We start from the raw sequence: 17,945 nt of genomic DNA on the forward strand, positions 1-17,945 counted from the left end.
TGCCCATGACCGACGCTGTCCCGCTCCGCCTTGCCCGCCTTTGCGCCATGCCCCGCTTCGGCGCCGGCGCAATGCTGGTCGCCACGCTGCTGGTCGCCGCACTGCTGGCCGGCTGCTCGCTGCTGCCCGCCACGCCGCACAGCACCACCTACGACCTCGGCCCACCCGCCGCCGCGCCGGCCGCGGGCAAGACCCTGCCGCCGCTGCGCGTGCTGTCCACCGATGGCCCGTCCTGGCTCGACGGCAACGCGATCCACTACCGGCTGCGCTATGCCCAGGCCGAGCGCCTGCAGCCCTATGCCACGCAGCGCTGGATCATGTCGCCGGTGCGGCTGTTCGACGAACGGCTGCGCGAAGCGGTATCGGCGCGCGGCGAGCTGAGCTGGGGCGGCGACACGCAGGCGCCCGCGCTGAAGGTCGATATCGTCGACTTCGAGCAGGTGTTCGACAGCGCCGACAGCAGCCGCGGCGTGGTCCAGGTGCGCGCCACCGTGATGCGCAACGGCATGATCGGCCAGAAGACCTTCACCGCCGAGCAGCCCGCCCCCAGCGCCGACGGTGCGGGCGGTGTACGGGCACTGGCCGGCAGCACCGATGCCGTGATCGCGGCGATCATCGACTGGGTGGCGACGCTGCCGGTACGCTGAACCGGTACGCCAGCAAAGCGGCACCATGAAACAGGCCGATCTGCCCCCCTCTTCCGCTCCGCCGGATCCGCGCCTCGCCGCGGCGCCGCTGGAGAGCGCGATTGCGCTGCGCCATTCGCCGCTGGCGCGCTTCGGCCTGCTGTGCGTGACGCTGCTGATGGTCTATGCCAGCCTGTACCCGTTCACCGGCTGGACCGACAACGGCATCTCGCCGTGGGCCTTCCTCAATGCGCCCAAGCCGCGCTACATCACCGACTTCGATCTGCTGACCAACGTGCTCGGCTATTGCCCGTTCGGCGCGCTGGTGGTGCTGTCGCTGCATCCGCGCGTGACGGGGGCGCGCGCCGCGCTGCTGGCCTTCGCCGCGGGCTTCGTGCTGTCCGGCGCGATGGAAGCGCTGCAGACCTGGCTGCCCAACCGCATCCCGTCCAATATCGACCTGATGACCAATGCGCTGGGCGCGCTGCTCGGCGGCACGATGATGGCGCCGTTCGCCAGCGCGATGATCGACCGCGGCACGCTGCGGCGCCTGCGCATCGCCTGGTTCGAGTCGCACGCCAGCTTCGCCATCATCCTGATCCTGCTGTGGCCGTTCGCGCAGATCTTTCCGCAGGAGCATCTGTTCGGCATGGGTGGCCTGGTGCGGCAATGGCTGACCAATCCCGACTCGTGGCCAATGCAACTGGTGCAGTGGGTGTTTCCCGGCTTCCTGCGGCTGCAGGAAGACATCGGTCTGCGCCCCGACGACATGCAGCAACACCAATTGCTCGAATCGCTGGTGACCGGCTGCGCGTGGGTGGGCACCGGCCTGTTCGCCTCGGTGGCGATGCGGCGGCAGGCGCCGACGCTGCGCATCCTCGCCGGCCTGCTGGCCGCCACGCTGCTGCTCAAGGGCCTGGCCGCCGAACTGCAGTTTCCGGCCGACAATGCGTTCAACTGGCTTTCGGAAGGCGGCCGCTACGCGCTGGTGACGGGCACGCTCGCGCTGGTGCTGCTGGTGCGCCTGCCGCGCCCGCTGCGCGGCATCCTCGCGATGAGCGCGCTGCTGACGCTGGTGATCCTGACCAACGTGCTGCCGCCCAACCCTTATGCATGGGTCTCGGAACAGGGCTGGCGCCTCGGCCGCTTCGTCCATTTCAACGGCCTGGCCCAATGGCTCGGCTGGCTGTGGCCCTTCCTCGCCTTCTGCTATCTCGCCTGGCGCGTCGAGCAGTTCGGGCTGACGCGGCGAAGGGAACGGAGGAGCCGGCGCGGGGGGCGGCGGGCCGCGCCGAACACCGGCGACTCCGCCTAAGCCCGCACCGCAATCCCCTCATCCCGCAAACGGTCCCGGATCCGCTGCGCGAAGGCCAGCGCGTGCGGGCCGTCGCCGTGCAGGCAGACGGTATCGGCCTGGATCGGGATCCATTGGCCGTCGATCGCGCGCACCTTGCGCTCGCGGACCATCGACAGCGTCTGCGCCAGCACGGCCTGGTCGTCGTCTAGCAGCGCGCCGGGCGTGCCGCGGCGGACCAGGGAGCCGTCGGGGTTGTAGCCGCGATCGGCGAAGACCTCTTCCTTGACCGTCAGCCCGGCCTCGCGCGCAACCTCGATCATCACGCTGCCCGCCAAGCCGAAGAAGGTCAGCTGGGGGTCGAAATCGCGTACCGCGTCGACGATCGCCTGCGCCTGCACGCGGTCGCGCGCGGCCTGGTTGTAGAGGGCGCCATGCGCCTTGACGTGGGCGAGGCGGCCGCCCTGTGCCCTGACGATCGCGGCGAGCGCGCCGATCTGGTAGAGCACGTCGGCATAGACCTGGCGCGGATCGCGCTGCATCTCGGTGCGGCCGAAGTTCTCGCGGTCGGGATAGCTCGGATGCGCGCCGATCGCTACGCCTTTCGCCAGTGCCCACTGCACCGTCTGCAGCATGGTGGAGGCGTCGCCGGCATGCCAGCCGCAGGCGATATTGGCCGAGCTGATCAGCGCCAGCAGCGCTTCGTCGCTGCCGCAGCCTTCGCCGAGGTCGGCATTCAGATCGATCTGCATGTCGGGTCTCCAGGATGGGTTCGGTCGGTTCGTTGCGTTCGTTTGGTTCGCTGCGTTCGTTGGGTGCTCTCGCGTCACGGCAGCGTGGCGCCGGCCGGTGACAGCTGGCGCGTCATCGCCCGCCGCCGCGCGGCCGGCGCCTGCGCCCCGGTCCGGGCCTCGGATTGCCATGCCACCGCCTGTGCGACCTGGCCCAGATATGTCTGCACCTGCATGCGCGCGGCCTCTGCCTCCTCGAGGCCGACGCGGTGAAAACGCACCGCGGCGCCGAGCGGCGCCTGCGCCAGGCGCCACAGATCGGCCTCGATGACGACGCCGATCTTCGGATAGCCGCCGGTGGTCTGGGCATCGGCCATCAGCACGATCGGCTGGCCGCCCGGCGGTACCTGCATGACGCCCGGCACCACCCCGTGGGACAGCAGCTCCGGGGCGCCGGAGCGCCGCGCCAGCGCGGGACCTTCGAGCCGGAAGCCCATGCGGTTGCTGTTGGGCGTGACGGTCCAGTCGGCCTCCCACAGCGCCTGCTGGGCATCGGGCTCGAATTGATCGTACTCCAGCGCGGGCAGCATGCGGATCGACAGCGCGCGGCCGTCGGCCTGCGGCGCCGGCAAGGCCCAGGCCGGCGACAGCACGCCAATTCTCGGCGATGGCGGCGATGGCGGCGATGGCACCGCGGCAGCTTCGGACCGAAGCGCGGCCAGCCGATCGCCCCGCCGCAAGGCGCGGCCCTGGTATCCGCCGAAGCCGGCCTTCAGATCGGTGCTGCGCGAGCCCATCGCGAGCGGCACATCGATGCCGCCGGCCACGCACAGATAGGTACGGGTGCCGGCGCGCGCGGCCGGCAGGGTCAGCGTGCTGCCCGCGCGTACGTCGAACGCGTGCCAGCACCAGACCAGCTCGCCGTCGAGATCCGCGCGGCATTCGGCGCCGGACAGCGCGATGCGCAGGTCGGCATGAAAGCGGACCGTGGCGCGGCCCAGCGTGAATTCGATCGCGGCGGCACCGGCGTCATTGCCCAGCAGCAGATTGCCGACCCGCAGCGCGACGCTGTCGAGCGCGCCGGCCCCGCCGACGCCGAATCGCCGCATGCCGTTGCGGCCGAGGTCCTGGATCGACGCCAGCGCGCCGGGGCGAAGGATCTCGATCATGCGCGTACCGGTTTGGCCATCGATGCAGCGACCGATTCGACGGATTGAACGACGAAGCGCACGGTGTCGCCTGGCGCCAGCAACGAGGGCGGATCGCGCTCGGGTTCGAACAGCGCCAGCTCGGTGCGGCCGATCAGCTGCCAGCCGCCGGGCGCGGCCGCCGGATAGACCCCGGTCTGCTCGCCGCCGATGCCGACCGCGCCGGCCGGCACCGCCAGGCGCGGCTCGGATCGGCGCGGCGTGGCGAGCGCCGGGTCCAGCCCGCCGAGATAAGCGAAGCCGGGCTGGAAGCCGAGAAAGTAGACGGTATAGGTTCCCTCGCTGTGTCGCCGCACCACTTCCTCGGGCGTCAGGCCGGTATGGGCCGCCACATCGGCCAGATCGGGGCCGTCGTCGCCCCCGTAGCGGACGGGGATCTCCACGATGCGGCCGCTGGCATTGCCGCTCTCGGCGCCCTCGCCCCGTTCCCACGCCTGCTTCAGCGAGGTCTCCAACTCGGCCGGGTCGGCCTCGTCATCGAACAGGACTGTCAGGCTGTTCATGCCGGGATAGGCATCGACCACGCCCGGCCATGCGCCGGCCTGATCCGCCATCGCCCAGAAGCGGCGTTGCACGTCGAGCGACGCAGGGGGCGGCACACTGCACAGCAGCGCGCGCTCGGCAAGACGGTGAATCGTGCAACTGGCCATGGTGGTTTTTGGTCCGGAATCCAGGTGGCGGGCGCCGTTCGGGCAGGCGCGGCGAAACGCGAAATGGCGTCTTGTCGGCAATTTATCGAGAAAGTGAGTTTTGCGAAACCTGTGCCGTCATGCCGGCGCCTAGGGTTTTCCATAGCCAGGCGACGCGATAGTTGATTAGATCAATCGTCGCTGTCCCGCTTAAATTTCCCCGCATCCTCGCAGAAAGGAACCTCACGGAGACGCCATGACATTCGCAACCTTCGCCCGCAAGGCCCGCCACGCGGCGGTGGCCGTTGCACTGCTGGCAGCCGGCGCGGCCGCCGCGCCCGCCGCGCTGGCGCAGAAGATCGACGGACCGCTGCGCTTTGTCGTCGGATACGCGCCAGGCGGCGCCTCGGACCGCGCCGCGCGCATCGTCGGGCAGGCCCTGCAGGCCAGGTACGGCGTCACCGTGGTGGTCGAGAACAAGGCCGGCGCCGGCGGGCGACTGGCCGCGCAACAGCTCAAGCACGCCGGTCCCGCCGACAACGTGCTGATGCTGGGCAATCCGGCGGTCATGACGGTCGCGCCGCTGGTGTTCAAGGACACCAGCTACGATCCAGACGCCGACTTCGTGCCGGTGTCGCAGGTCTCGTCCTACGACTTCGCCGTAATCACGGGTCCGCAGGTGCCGGTGCGGGAGATGTCGCATCTGGTGGCCTGGCTCAAGGCCAATCCCGGCAAGGCCTTCTTCGGCGTGCCGGCCACCGGCAGCCTGCCCCACTTCTTCGCGCTGATGTTGGCCGAGCGGGCCGGCGTCAAGGGTGACGTGGTCGGCTACAAGGGCTCGGCGCCGCTGGCGACCGACATGCTGGGCGGTCAGGTGCCGGTCGGCGTCGACACGCTGGACGCGGTGCTGTCGCTGCATCAGAGCGGCAAGCTGAAGATCCTGGCGGTCTCCGGCAAGACGCGCTCGTCGTTCGCCAAGGACATCCCCACGCTGAAGGAGGCCGGCATCGATCTGTCCGCCGACGGCTGGAACGCGTTCTTCGCGCCCCGGTCGATGCCGCCCGAGAAGGTCAAGGCGCTGTCGGCGGCGATCCACAGCGTGATGTCGGACCCGGCGGTGCAGCAGCGCTTCGTCGCCGCCAACATGCAGCCGGTGGCCAGCACGCAGCAGCAGACCGCGGACATGCTGAAGGCCTACAAGGCGCAGTGGCAGCCGGTGGTCCAGCGCAGCGGCTTCCAGCAATAACCTTCCCGCAATAACCTTCCCGCAATGACGTCCGGCCGGACGCATCAGCAAGGAGCGACGGCGATGGCCCGCAATATCCTCTTCATCATGTGCGACCAGCTGCGGTGGGACTACCTGTCCTGCACCGGGCATCCGACCATCCGCACGCCGAACATCGACGCGCTGGCCGCGCGCGGGGTGCGGTTCTCGCGCGCCTACGCGCAATCGACGATCTGCGGCTCGTCGCGGATGAGCTTCTACACCGGCCGCTATGTCGATTCGCACGGCGCCGCCTGGAACAACTTCCCGCTGAAGGTCGGCGAGATGACGCTGGGCGACTATCTGCGCCCGCTGGGCCGGCAGACGGTGCTGGTCGGCAAGACCCATATGGCGGCCGACACCGAGGGCATGGCGCGGCTCGGCATCGATCCGGATTCGACGATCGGCACACGCGTGGCCGAGTGCGGCTTCGATCCGTACGAGCGCGACGACGGCCTGCACGGCAGCGGGCCGTCCGGCCGCTACGACCCGAAGCCGGTGCGCTACAACGACTACCTGCGCGAGCTCGGCTACGCCGGCGACGATGGCTGGGACGACTGGGCCAATGCCGGCGAGGACGAGAACGGCAATCTGCTGTCGGGCTGGCTGCTGCGCAATTCGACCCGGCCCGCGCGCGTGGCCGAGGAGCATTCGGAAACGCCATACATGACGCGGCGTGCGATGCAGTTCATCGAGCAGGCCGGCGAGTCGCCGTGGTGCCTGCATCTGTCCTATATCAAGCCGCACTGGCCATGCATCGCGCCCGCGCCCTATCACGCGATGTACGGGGCCGCCGACGTGCCGCCGCCGGTGCGCAGCGAGACGGAACGTGCGCAGCCGCATCCGATCTACCAGGCCTTTCTGAATTCGCGCGTCAGCCGCGCGTTTTCGCGCGACGAGGTGCGCGAGGCGGTGATTCCCGCCTATATGGGCCTGATCACGCAGATCGACGACCAGATTGGCGTGCTGATGCGCTTGCTGGAGAGTAAGGGCCGGCTCGACGACACCATGATCGTGTTCACCTCCGATCATGGCGATTATCTTGGCGACCACTGGATGGGCGAGAAGGACCTGTTCCACGAGCCGTCGGTGCGGCTGCCGCTGATCGTGGTCGATCCCTCGCCGGCGGCCGACGCGACGCGCGGCTCGGTCTGCGATGCGCTGGTCGAGGCGATCGATCTGGTGCCGACCTTTGTCGAAGCCTGTGGCGGCGCGCCGCAGCCGCATCGGCTCGAAGGCCGCGCGCTGCAGCCCTGGCTGCACGGACAGCCGCCGGCCAACTGGCGCCGCCATGCGATCAGCGAATACGACTACTCGGCCACCGGCGTTGCGGTGTCGCTGGGCGTCGCGCCGCTCGATGCGCGGCTGTTCATGGTGGTCGACGAGCGCTGGAAGTACATCCATGCGCCGGGCTTCCGGCCGATGCTGTTCGATCTGGTCAACGATCCGCAGGAGCTGCACGACCTCGGCGACGATCCGGCCCACCAGGCGCAATGCGAGCGCATGTATCTGGCCCTGGCGCAATGGGGCCTGCGGCAGTCGCAGCGTACCGCGATCAGCGACGAGCGCATCGCCGCGATGCGCGGCGCCTCGATCCGCAAGGGCATCCTGCTGGGATTCTGGGACGAGAGCGAGCTGCCGGAGGAGCTGCTGCACGAGAAATGGCGTGGCGCGCGCGAGGCGCTGCGCTAGCGGACGGGACTCTCTTTGTCCGAGGTGGCTTCCGTCTCCGATGCGACCTCCGATCCGGCCTGCGATTCATCCTCCGGCGCCGTCCATTGGCGGCGCGCGCCGCCGCGCCAGCGATTGGTGCTGACCGTCGTGGCAACCTGCCGCTTCACGCGCACCGCCTGCTCGGTCAGCGCGGTCAGCAGCGTGTCCAGCGTCGCCACTTCGCCATCGGACAGCGTCTCGACCAGACGCCGATTGATCGCCGCCACTTCCTCGAACAGCTGCCGATAGAGCGCCTGCCCCACCGGCGTCAGCGCGACGCTGGCGCGGCGGCGGTCGCCATCGAGCGTCTGGCGGCGGATCAAACCCTTCGCGGTCAGGCGCGTGATCGCGCGCGACACGCGGGTCCGGTCCAGATGGCATTGGTCGGCGATCTCCGACGGCGCCTGCGCGCCGCGCACGGCCAGCAGCCCCAGCAGCGCCCATTCGCGGCGCGACACGCCGTACTGCCCCTCGCACAGGCGAATCACCGCCGCGCCGCTGGCGCCTACCAGCGCCGCGAGACGGAAATTGAGCAGATCGGTGATATCGCGCGGGGCGCGCAGGCGGCTCGTGCCTGCATCAAGAGAAGGGGCGGCCGCGGAAGAGGCGGCCGCGCGAGCGTTGTCAGGCAAGGCGGATGCCGGCGCCGCGAACGGGCGCCGGGCGGGATCAGGCGAAGCCGGCCTGGTGCGCCTGCTGGTCGGCATGGTAGGAGCTGCGCACCATCGCACCGACCGCGGCGTGGGTGAAGCCCATCTTGTAGGCCTCTTCCTCGAACATCTTGAAGGTGTCGGGATGGACGTAGCGCAGCACCGGCAGGTGATGGTTCGACGGTGCCAGGTACTGACCGATGGTCAGCATGTCGATATCGTGCGCGCGCATGTCGCGCATGACCTCAAGGATTTCCTCATCGGTCTCGCCCAGGCCGACCATCAGGCCCGACTTGGTCGGCACGTCCGGATTGCGTCGCTTGAACTCCTGCAGCAGCTTCAGCGAGTGCGTGTAATCGGCGCCCGGGCGGGCCTGCTTGTACAGGCGCGGCACCGTTTCCAGGTTGTGGTTCATCACGTCCGGCGGGCAGGCCTGCAGGATGTCCAGCGCCTTCTCCAGACGGCCGCGAAAGTCGGGCACCAGCACCTCGATGCGGGTGATCGGCGACAGCTCGCGGGTCTTGCTGATGCAATCGACATAGTGCTGGGCGCCGCCGTCGCGCAGGTCGTCGCGGTCGACGCTGGTGATCACCACGTAGTTCAGCTTCAGCTGGGCGATGGTCTTCGCCAAGTTCAGCGGCTCGTTGACGTCGAGCGGATCCGGGCGGCCGTGGCCGACGTCGCAGAACGGGCAGCGGCGCGTGCACTTGTCGCCCATGATCATGAACGTCGCGGTGCCCTTGCCGAAGCATTCGCCGATGTTCGGGCAGCTCGCTTCCTCGCACACCGTCACCAGATTGTTGGCGCGCAGGATGTCCTTGATCTCGTAGAAGCGCGAATTGCCGGTGGCGGCCTTGACGCGGATCCAGTCCGGCTTCTTCAGCTTCTCGGCGGGGACGATCTTGATGGGAATGCGGGCGGTCTTGTCGGCCGACTTCTGCTTGCGGGTCGGGTCGTAGGCCGCGCCTTGTGCGGCATCGCCTTGGGGATTCGAAGTGGCGATCAGGGCGTCGCTCATGGTGTTCTCCGCGCGCTCCCCGCGCGCATAGGTCGGCTAGGCCGTGGTCAGGGGTGTCAGTTGGCCGGGGGCCATGGCGGCTGGCTCGTTCGCCGGTTCGTTCGCTTGCTCGCTCACCGCCGGCTCGCTGGCTGCCGTGCGCAGCTGCGCCGCCGCCAGTACCTCGCACAATGCTGCCGCCAGGCGTCGTGCGATCTCGGGTTGGTGCCGGGCGTCGACCGGTACGTGGCGCACGGCGCCGTCGGTATCGGCCTGCCGCACCGTCGCGCCGGCGCGCGCCATGTCGACCGTTTCCAGGCCGGCATAACCGCACGGGTTGATACGCAGGAACGGGTCCAGGTCCATCCGCACGTTCAGGCTGACGCCGTGGTAGCTGCAGCCGTTGCGGATCTTCAGGCCCAGCGCGGCGATCTTGGCGCCGCGGTGCGGACCGTCGGACAGATAGATGCCGGGCGCGCCAGGCTTGCGTTCGGCGGGCAGATTATACGCCGCGAGCGTGTCCAGTACCGCCTGCTCGATCGCATGGACCAGCTCGCGCACCATCAGCTTGCGGCGGCGCAGGTCCAGCAGCAGGTAGGCGACGACTTGTCCGGGGCCGTGATAGGTGATCTGTCCGCCACGATCGATCCGCACCATCGGGATGGCGGGATCGGGAGACAGCAGGTGCGAAGGATCGCCCGCCTGCCCCAGCGTATAGACCGGAGGGTGCTCGACGAGCCAGATCTGGTCGGGGGATTCGGCGGTGCGCGCGGCGGTGTAGGCGCGCATCGCGTCGAAACAGGGCGCGTAGTCCTCCCGGCCCCGTTCGATGACTTCGATTGCTTGCATGCCGAGAGTGTAGCGAAAAGGGCCGGTTCGCACCGGCCCCCTGCTTCGCTGGCGGCTGTCACCCTGGCGCCTTCAGGGTTGTCCGCCGCCCGGATGTCGTTCGGGATGACCTTCGCCGGAGATCGCGGGCGCCGGCGGCCGGCTGTACACCAGCCGCAGATGGCGCCGGCTCGAGGAATCCGCTTCCGGTTCAGGACGCCGCGACGACGTCCCGGTTAGGCGACCATTGCGTGCCTCGAACCAGTCGTCTCACGATGCGGTTCACCAGATGCGGCAGGTTGGTGGCGGCCGGGCGGCGGGCTTCGGCGATCAGCGCCAGCCGCACCGGGCGTTCGGCGCGCGGATCGACGCTGAGCACCACTTCGTCGCCGCGGTTCAGCTGCAGGCTGGCGCCGCAGCGCAGCCAGTAATCTTCCGAGTCGCCGTCGCGGGTGACCCACAGGTTCAGGCCGGCGGCATCTTCCACATAGAGCCGTTGCGCGGTATGCACCGACAGCGGCGCGACCTCGCCCGGGTTCAGGCTGAAGACGGTCGTTGTGAGCAGGGTTTCCATTTTGGACTTCCTTCACTAAGGTGACGGTACCGTCCGGCACGCGAGTCTCGCGTGGCTGGCGTCGCGCTTTACCGTGTCTGGCCTGGTTTGGCCTGGCGCGCTCGCTGTTGCGGTCCCGATGCACTGCATTCTAGTGATTGCCCGGCCACCTCCAAAACGATATATATTGATTTCCCTTGTTAGCCTATCTCACATAACGCACTCCTGAGATGACCCTCAAGCGCAACCCCGTCGAACTGCCGCGCGCCTGGCATCGGGAACTGCCGCGGCTGCCGGCGCTGACCGCACTGCGCGCCTTCGAGGCCGCCGCCCGGCACGAAAGCTTCTCGCGCGCCGCCACCGAGCTGTTCGTCACGCATGGGGCGGTCAGCCATCAGGTGCGCGCGCTGGAGGAGGAACTGGGCCAGCCGTTGTTCGCCCGCAACGGCAAGCGGGTCAGCCTGACGCCGGCCGGCCGCGTCTACGCCGAGCGCGTACGCGACGCGCTGCTGCAGATCGCCGAGGCGACGCGGGCGCTGCAGTCCGGCACGCGCGACAAGCGGCTGACCATCAGCACCATGCCGTCGTTCGCGGCGCGCTGGCTGACGCCGCGCATCGGCAGCTTCATCGAGCGGCATCCCGAGCTGGACGTCGAGCTGATGTCGTCGAACACGCTGGTCGATTTCACCCGCGACGAGGTCGACGTGGCGCTGCGCATGGGCAGCGGCGACTATCCGGGGCTCTATGTCGAACGGCTGCTCGACGACGTGTTCTTCCCGGTCTGCAGCCCGAATTTCCTGGGCGGCAAGCTGCCGCAGCGCCCCGAGGACATGCAGGGGCTGACGCTGCTGCGCGGCGAAGGCGATCCGTGGCGGCCCTGGTTCGAGGCGGCGGGGCTGGACTGGCCCGAGCCGCGCAAGGGCCTGATGTTCGAGGATTCGTCGCTGCTGCTGCAGGCCGCGGCCGAAGGCCAGGGCATCGCCCTGATCCGCTCGTCGCTGGCCTATAACGATCTGCTGTCCGGGCGGGTGGTGCGGCTGTTCGACGTCAGCATCCCGTGTCCGTGGCTGCTGTACTTCGTCTGCGCGCCGGCGATGCTGGAGACGGCCAAGGTACAGGCCTTCCGCAACTGGCTGTTGCCCGAGATCGCGGCGTTCCGGCAGATCCTGTCGCAGTGGGCCTAGGACGGGCCTGCGCGCTTCAGGCCGGGTCGTCGTCGTCCGGCGTCGAGGTTGGTGGCGGTGCGGCCGGCGGTGCGGGAGGCGCGTCCGCTTCGGACAGCCGTGCGCGCGGGTGGGCCTGGTCGTAAACCTTGGCCAGATGCTGGAAATCGAGCGCGGTGTAGATCTGCGTGGTCGCCACACTGGCGTGGCCCAGCATCTCCTGCACCGCGCGCAGATCGCCGGAGGATTGCAGCACGTGGCTGGCAAACGAATGCCGCAGCATGTGCGGATGCACGTCGGCCGGCACGCCGGCGCGGATGGCCTGCTGCTTGATGCGGGCGCGCACGGTCCGGTCCGACAGCCGCTCGCCGCGCCGCGACAGAAACAGCGCGTGTCGATGATCGGCGCCGGCAGCAGGCTTGACCCAGCCGTCGCGCACCGCCAGCCACGCCCGCAGCGCCTGCACCGCCTTGCTGCCGACCGGCACGCTGCGGCGGCGCGAACCCTTGCCGAGCACCGTGACTTCGCCGGCGGCCAGGTCGATCCAGCCCGACGAGCGATAGCCGTCCTCTTCCACGTAGCGCAGATCGAGCTGTACCAGTTCGGACACGCGCAGCCCGCTCGAATAGCCGAGTTCGAAGACGGCCTGATCGCGCAGCCCTTCGGCGCCCTTGCCGGCCGGCTGGCCGACCAGCGCCACCGCATGTTCGACCGACAGCGCCTTGGGCAGCGGCCGTCCGGCCTTGGGGGCGCGCACGCCGTCGACGGGATTGGCCTCGACGCCATGGCCGTGCCGCGCGGCCCACAGGTAAAAGCCGCGCCAGGCCGACAACGCCCGCGCAATGCTGGTGGAAGCCAGGCCGCTGCCGCGCAGGCGCGCGGCGAAGCTGCGGATCTGGTCGGTGCGCAGCGCGGTCAGCGCGGTACCGGGGGCGAATTTGGCGGCCTGTGCCTGCAATACCGACAGGTCGCGCCGATAGCCGACCAGCGTGTGTTCGGCCAGCTTGCGGCTGCTGGCCAGCCAGTCAAGATAGCTGCGCAGCAGCGGATCGAGTACGGGAGTGGGCGCGTCCGCCTCGGCGGTGGGTTCGCTGGAGCGGGCCATCTGCCGCTGCCCGAGTCCTGGCGTCAGCCGCGCAGGCGCGCCAGCGCCGCGCCGGCCAGTTCGCCGATGCGGCTCAGATAGGCGGTGCCCATGCCTTCGTGGAAGCGCCGCGGGTCGGGCGAGCCGAGCACCAGCAGGCCGAAGGTCGGACCCGCTTCGGCGTCTTCGCCGGCGGGCGCGCGCAGCGCGACCATTGCCAGCGAGGCGATGTCGTCGCGCTCGAGCCAGTCGACTGCCTGCTTGCCGCCTTCGCCCAGCGAGTCGGCGGCGGCCGCGCTCGCCCGCGGCGCCGGCGGGGCGCCGTCTTCGGCGACGGTGGGCTCGATGGCCCATGGATTGGCACCGCAATACGGCGTCTGCAGTCCCTCGGCAAAGCGGCGCGCGGCTTCCGTAGCGGCGGTCTGATCGCCGCGGAGCAGATCGAGCGGCGCATGGGTTTCTGCCAGCTGCCACAGCCGCAGCGCGACGGCCGGCACATCGAACACCTGCTGCAGGCCCTGGCTGACTGCCATCGGCAACGCCAGCGCATCGGCCTCGCCGAGCAGACGCAGTTGCCACGCGTGCATGCGGTTCTGCGTGCGGTCGTTGTCGTGGCCGTGGCGCATCAGATTGGCCAGCTTCAGTTCGAGCCCCTTGTTCTTCTCGCGCAGGATTTCCATCTGGCGCTGCTGCAGCGACACCGCGCGATGGCTGTGCGGGCTGGTCAGCTGCACCGAGGCCAGCAGCTCGGCATGGTCCTCGAAGAACTGGGGATGACTTTGCAGATAGGCGGCGACGTCTTGCGGATTCATTGGCGGGTCATCGAACGATTTGCGCTGGAGTGTAGCAAAGCCTGCCGGGCGGGACGGCTTGCCCTCTCCCCCGGCTCCTCTCCCGCAAGCGGGAGAGGGAAGAAAAACGGGGTCGACCTTTCCCCTTTCCACCTGCGAGAGAGGGGAAGAAAACGCGGTCGGTGTTCCCTCTCCCGCTTGCGGGAGAGGGCCGGGGAGAGGGCCCGGCGCTCGAACGACCAACATGACTTCCAACCTACCGCGCAATAAAAAAAACCCGCGCCAGGACGCGGGTTCACCATCTTCCTCGATGGAGCCAATCAACCGAGCTTCTTGCGCAGCAGCTCGTTGACCTGGGCCGGATTGGCCTTGCCCTTGGTCGCCTTCATCGCCTGGCCGACCAGCGCGTTGAATGCCTTCTCCTTGCCCGCCCGGAACTCCTCGACCGACTTGGCGTTGGCGGCCAGCACTTCGTCGATGATGGCCTCGAGCGCGCCGGTATCCGACATCTGCTTCAGCCCCTTGGCCGCAATGATCGCGTCGGCATCGCCATCGCACTCGCCGGCCCACATCGCCGGGAACACGTCCCTCTTGGCGGTGTTGTTCGACACCGTGCCGTCGGCGATGCGCTTGAGCAGCAGCGCCAGCTGTGCGGGCCGAATCGGCGCGCGATCGATCTCGATGCCTTCGCGGTTCAGCTGCGAAGCGACATCGCCCATCAGCCAGTTGGCCGCGGGCTTGGCATTGGCCGCGCCCGCTTCGGCGACGACCTGCTCGAACCAGTTGGCCAGCGCCTTCGACGAGGTCAGCACGCTGGCATCGTAGGCAGGCAGGCCGTATTGCGAGACGAAGCGCGCCTGCATCGCGGCGGGCAGCTCCGGCATTGCGGCGCGCACGCGCTCGACCCACGCCGGCTCGATCTCCAGCGGCAGCAGGTCCGGATCGGGGAAGTAGCGGTAGTCGTGCGCATCTTCCTTGGTCCGCATCGCGCGGGTTTCGCCGGTGTCCGGATCGAACAGCACGGTGGCCTGCTGGATCTCGCGGCCATCCTCGATCTCGGCGATCTGCCAGCGCACCTCGTATTCGATCGCCTGCTGCAGGAAGCGGAACGAGTTCAGGTTCTTGATCTCGCGGCGCGTGCCGAGCTTGTCGCTGCCGACCGGCCGCACCGACACGTTGGCATCGCAGCGAAAGCTTCCTTCCTGCATGTTGCCGTCGCAGATGCCCAGCCATACCACCAGCGAATGCAGCGCGCGCGCATAGGCGACGGCCTCGGCGGCGCTGCGCATGTCGGGCTCGGTGACGATCTCCAGCAGCGGCGTGCCGGCGCGGTTCAGGTCGATGCCGGTCATGCCGGCGAAATCCTCGTGCAGCGACTTGCCCGCGTCCTCCTCGAGGTGCGCACGCGTCAGCTGCACGGTCTTCTCGTAGAACTCGCCCTTGCGGCCCTCGACCTGGAAGGTCAGGCTGCCGCCCTGCACCACCGGGATCTCGTACTGGCTGATCTGGTAGCCCTTGGGCAGATCGGGGTAGAAGTAATTCTTGCGGGCGAACACGCTATGCGGCGCGACGTGCGCGCCGATCGCCAGGCCGAACTGGATCGCACGCTCGACCGCGGCCTTGTTCAGCACCGGCAGCGTGCCGGGCAGCGCCAGATCGACCGGGCAGGCCTGCGTGTTGGGCGCCGCGCCGAACGCCGTGGAGGCGCCGGAAAAAATCTTCGAGGCCGTCGATAGCTGCGTATGCGTTTCGAGGCCGATCACCACTTCCCATTGCATGGCGGTATTCCTGTTGGTTCCTTGCGGCGGCGCCGGCATGGGCCGCGCCGCGGTGTCGTTTATTGCGTGCGCGCGCAGGTGCCGGTGCCCGGTTCGAACATCACCGGCCACGCCTCTTCATAGATGCCCGGCGTGCAGCGGCTCTGGCAATTGGCGTGCGCCAGCGTGACGCGGCGCGGGTCCTGCCAGACCAGCAGCTTGCACGCGCTGCCGTCGCGCGCGGCCAGTTCGATATGCGGCTTGCGACGGGTCTGGCGGAACTCGGCCAGGTCGAAGCTGCACGAGCCGCGCTTGCCGACCCACAGCTTCCACGACAGCTGCTGCACGTTGTTGTCCGACACGCGCAGTTGCGCATCCTCGCGGAAACCGTCTTCCTCGGTGCGGCGGCAGTCGCCGGCCAGATCGATGTCGCGATCGGCGATCGGCGTCGGACCGCCGATGCGCGGCAGCGGAATGCAGCCGGCCAGCGCGGCCAGCAGCACGGCGGTCAATGCCAGTCGGCCGGCGGAAGGCCGGAGGCGACGGCGGGTCGAAAGAAGCGCGCTCATGGTCATCCCTGCGAGGGCTGGCGCAGATGCCAGTCGGTGGCCTGCTGGAAGGCGTGCGCGGTCTGCAGCAGCTGCGCCTCGCCGAAGTAGTTGCCGATCATCTGCAGGCCGACCGGCATGCCGCCCTCGCCGAAGCCGCAGGGCACGCTCATGCCGGGCAGGCCGGCGAGGCTCGTCGACAGCGTGAAGACGTCGGCCAGATACATCTGCACCGGGTCGGCGCTCTTCTCGCCGAGCTTCCACGCCACCGTCGGCGCCACCGGTCCCATGATCACGTCGCACTCGCCGAAGGCGCGCTGGAAGTCGTCCGCGATCAGGCGGCGGATCTTCTGCGCCTGCAGGTAGTAGGCGTCGTAGTAGCCGTGCGACAGCACATAGGTGCCGACCAGGATGCGGCGCTTGACCTCCCAGCCGAAGCCCTCGGCGCGGCTCTTCTTGTACATGTCGAGCAGGTCGCGGTACTCGGCCGCGCGGTGGCCGTAACGCGCGCCATCGAAACGCGACAGGTTCGACGAGGCCTCGGCCGGCGCGATCACGTAATAGACCGGGATCGACAGTTCGGTCTTGGGCAGCGACACCTCGACCAGCGTCGCGCCCAGCTTCTCGTATTCGCGCAGCGCGGCGCGCACCGCGGCCTCGACATCGGCCGACAGGCCGGCGCCGAAGTACTCGCGCGGCAGGCCGATGCGCAGGCCCGCCAGCGGCTGGTTCGCGCTGGCGCCGCCGCGCGGCTGGCCCAGCAGCCGCGTGAAGTCCTCGTCCACGCCGCCCTGCGCCGGCGTCAGCGAGGTCGAATCGCGCTCGTCGAAACCGGCCATCGCATTGAGCAGCAGCGCGCAGTCTTCGGCGCTGCGTGCCATCGGACCGGCCTGGTCCAGCGACGAGGCGAACGCGATCATGCCGAAGCGCGACACGCGGCCATAGGTCGGCTTGATGCCGGTGATGCCGGAGAACGAGGCCGGCTGGCGGATCGAGCCGCCTGTGTCGGTGCCGGTCGCGGCTGGCGCCAGGCCCGCGGCCACCGCGGCGGCCGAGCCGCCCGACGAGCCGCCGGGCACGCGCGACGCGTCCCACGGGTTGCGCACCGGGCCGAAGTGCGAGTTCTCGTTGGACGAGCCCATCGCGAACTCGTCCATATTGGTCTTGCCCAGCGTCACCATGCCGGCGGCGGCGAGCCGCTCCACCACGGTGGCGTCGAACGGGCTCTCGTAGTTGGCCAGCATGCGCGAGCCGGCGGTCGAGCGCCAGCCGCGCGTGACGAACACGTCCTTGTGAGCGATCGGCACGCCGGTCAGCGGACCGGCCTCGCCGCGCGCGCGGCGCGCATCGGCCTCGCGCGCCTGGGCCAGCGTCAGGTCCGCGTCGACGTGGACATAGGCGTTCAGCGCGCCGGCCTGCTCGATGCGAGCCAGGTAGTCGCGCGCCAGTTCTTCGGCCGACACCGCGCCGGCGGCGAGCGCATCGGCGATCTGGCGCAGCGAGGTCACGGTCGAGCCGACCGGGAAGGAGGAAGCGGAAGAAGACATGGAGTGTCGGAAAAGCTTCGGAGAACGGCGGCGGGGCATCGCCTCGCGGCCGGATCAATTCAGGAGACGTCGCTGGCGTATCGGTATCGGCACGCCGATACGGAACTGTCGCGATAGGTCGGCGAACCCGGCACGGGACCTTACTCGATCACCTTCGGCACCAGGTAGAGACCGGCCTCGGTGGCCGGCGCCGGGCGCTGGTAGTCGTCGCGCCGGTTCGGCTCGGTGACGACGTCGTCGCGCAGGCGCTGCTGCATCTCGCGGACCGCCGACAGCGGGTGCGCCAGCGGCGCGACGCCGCTGGTGTCGACCGCCTGCATCTGCTCGACCAGCGAGAAGAATTGGTTCAGTTGCCCGAGCGTCTGGCCGGCTTCTTCATCGCTGATGTCGATGCGGGCAAGATGGGCGATGCGCTTGACGTCGGTAAGCTCGAGTGCCATGGCGTGGATGCGAGGAATTCCAGAAGGCCCGGCGTGAACCGGGAGAACGACGACCGTGCGGGCAGAGTCGGGAAGCGCTGGACCGGACCAGGCCCGTGGACCTTGGACGGCGCCGCGTCGGG

The 17,945-nt window shown here is 69.2% G+C and carries 18 protein-coding genes; 5 read left to right on the plus strand and 13 right to left on the minus strand.

Annotation, left to right across the window (positions count from 1 at the left end):
- The first annotated feature begins 47 nt into the window (after positions 1-47).
- Positions 48-647 (plus strand): ABC-type transport auxiliary lipoprotein family protein, encoded by a 600-nt coding sequence (locus tag HTY53_RS19930; protein WP_238509790.1) that lies wholly within the window; start codon positions 48-50, stop codon positions 645-647.
- Between the two features lie 25 nt (positions 648-672).
- The gene (locus HTY53_RS19935; RefSeq protein WP_174108235.1) at positions 673-1,941 is read left to right on the plus strand and encodes a VanZ family protein; all 1,269 of its coding nucleotides are present in this window, start codon (positions 673-675) and stop codon (positions 1,939-1,941) included.
- On the opposite strand, the gene pxpA is transcribed toward HTY53_RS19935, so the two are convergent.
- The 3 genes from pxpA to pxpB form a co-directional block, all read right to left on the minus strand.
- Entirely contained in the window at positions 1,938-2,672 is a 735-nt protein-coding gene (gene pxpA / locus HTY53_RS19940; protein WP_174108237.1) for a 5-oxoprolinase subunit PxpA, read from the minus strand. The two genes, HTY53_RS19935 and pxpA, sit on opposite strands and share 4 nt — an antisense overlap.
- A 74-nt stretch (positions 2,673-2,746) precedes the next feature.
- A complete protein-coding gene (locus HTY53_RS19945; RefSeq protein WP_174108239.1) occupies positions 2,747-3,820 on the minus strand; it encodes a biotin-dependent carboxyltransferase family protein in 1,074 nt (357 codons plus the stop codon).
- A complete protein-coding gene (pxpB, locus tag HTY53_RS19950) occupies positions 3,817-4,509 on the minus strand; it encodes a 5-oxoprolinase subunit PxpB (RefSeq protein WP_174108247.1) in 693 nt (230 codons plus the stop codon). Before pxpB ends, HTY53_RS19945 begins: the two co-directional genes overlap by 4 nt.
- A gap of 235 nt (positions 4,510-4,744) precedes the next feature.
- Between pxpB and HTY53_RS19955 the strand changes: the two genes are divergently transcribed.
- Both HTY53_RS19955 and HTY53_RS19960 read left to right on the plus strand, forming a co-directional pair.
- A complete protein-coding gene (locus HTY53_RS19955) occupies positions 4,745-5,734 on the plus strand; it encodes a tripartite tricarboxylate transporter substrate-binding protein (RefSeq protein ID WP_174108249.1) in 990 nt (329 codons plus the stop codon).
- Between the two features lie 63 nt (positions 5,735-5,797).
- Positions 5,798-7,444, plus strand: coding sequence for an alkaline phosphatase family protein (locus tag HTY53_RS19960; protein ID WP_174108251.1), 1,647 nt, complete (start codon positions 5,798-5,800; stop codon positions 7,442-7,444).
- On the opposite strand, the gene HTY53_RS19965 is transcribed toward HTY53_RS19960, so the two are convergent.
- The 4 genes from HTY53_RS19965 to HTY53_RS19980 form a co-directional block, all read right to left on the minus strand.
- Complete coding sequence (locus HTY53_RS19965; protein WP_174108253.1) at positions 7,441-8,097, minus strand: MarR family winged helix-turn-helix transcriptional regulator; 657 nt, start codon at positions 8,095-8,097, stop codon at positions 7,441-7,443. The two genes, HTY53_RS19960 and HTY53_RS19965, sit on opposite strands and share 4 nt — an antisense overlap.
- A 37-nt stretch (positions 8,098-8,134) precedes the next feature.
- Positions 8,135-9,133 (minus strand): lipoyl synthase, encoded by a 999-nt coding sequence (gene lipA, locus HTY53_RS19970; protein WP_174108255.1) that lies wholly within the window; start codon positions 9,131-9,133, stop codon positions 8,135-8,137.
- A gap of 36 nt (positions 9,134-9,169) precedes the next feature.
- The gene (gene lipB / locus HTY53_RS19975; RefSeq protein WP_174108256.1) at positions 9,170-9,961 is read right to left on the minus strand and encodes a lipoyl(octanoyl) transferase LipB; all 792 of its coding nucleotides are present in this window, start codon (positions 9,959-9,961) and stop codon (positions 9,170-9,172) included.
- Between the two features lie 190 nt (positions 9,962-10,151).
- Positions 10,152-10,514: a DUF2917 domain-containing protein gene (locus tag HTY53_RS19980; RefSeq protein WP_174108258.1), complete on the minus strand. Its 363-nt coding sequence runs from the start codon at positions 10,512-10,514 to the stop codon at positions 10,152-10,154.
- 209 nt (positions 10,515-10,723) lie between these two features.
- Here HTY53_RS19980 and HTY53_RS19985 point away from each other — a divergent pair, with 209 nt between their 5' ends.
- Positions 10,724-11,677, plus strand: a complete 954-nt coding sequence (locus HTY53_RS19985; protein WP_174108260.1) for a transcriptional regulator GcvA — start codon at positions 10,724-10,726, stop codon at positions 11,675-11,677.
- A 16-nt stretch (positions 11,678-11,693) separates the two neighbouring features.
- On the opposite strand, the gene HTY53_RS19990 is transcribed toward HTY53_RS19985, so the two are convergent.
- From HTY53_RS19990 to gatC, 6 genes are all read right to left on the minus strand, one after another.
- Positions 11,694-12,761, minus strand: coding sequence for a tyrosine recombinase XerC (locus tag HTY53_RS19990; protein WP_174108262.1), 1,068 nt, complete (start codon positions 12,759-12,761; stop codon positions 11,694-11,696).
- Between the two features lie 23 nt (positions 12,762-12,784).
- On the minus strand, positions 12,785-13,552 hold the full coding sequence (locus tag HTY53_RS19995; RefSeq protein WP_174108264.1) for a DUF484 family protein: 768 nt from the start codon (positions 13,550-13,552) through the stop codon (positions 12,785-12,787).
- Between the two features lie 299 nt (positions 13,553-13,851).
- Positions 13,852-15,309, minus strand: coding sequence for an Asp-tRNA(Asn)/Glu-tRNA(Gln) amidotransferase subunit GatB (gatB, locus tag HTY53_RS20000; RefSeq protein ID WP_174108265.1), 1,458 nt, complete (start codon positions 15,307-15,309; stop codon positions 13,852-13,854).
- Between the two features lie 59 nt (positions 15,310-15,368).
- Positions 15,369-15,863, minus strand: coding sequence for a hypothetical protein (locus tag HTY53_RS20005; RefSeq protein WP_238509775.1), 495 nt, complete (start codon positions 15,861-15,863; stop codon positions 15,369-15,371).
- Entirely contained in the window at positions 15,860-17,383 is a 1,524-nt protein-coding gene (gatA, locus tag HTY53_RS20010) for an Asp-tRNA(Asn)/Glu-tRNA(Gln) amidotransferase subunit GatA (protein ID WP_174108267.1), read from the minus strand. Before gatA ends, HTY53_RS20005 begins: the two co-directional genes overlap by 4 nt.
- Positions 17,384-17,523: 140 nt before the next feature.
- Positions 17,524-17,823 (minus strand): Asp-tRNA(Asn)/Glu-tRNA(Gln) amidotransferase subunit GatC, encoded by a 300-nt coding sequence (gene gatC, locus HTY53_RS20015; RefSeq protein ID WP_149317339.1) that lies wholly within the window; start codon positions 17,821-17,823, stop codon positions 17,524-17,526.
- Between the last annotated feature and the right edge of the window lie 122 nt (positions 17,824-17,945).

Origin of the sequence: Cupriavidus gilardii, from assembly GCF_013314895.1 — a bacterium.
GTDB lineage: Bacteria > Pseudomonadota > Gammaproteobacteria > Burkholderiales > Burkholderiaceae > Cupriavidus > Cupriavidus gilardii_C.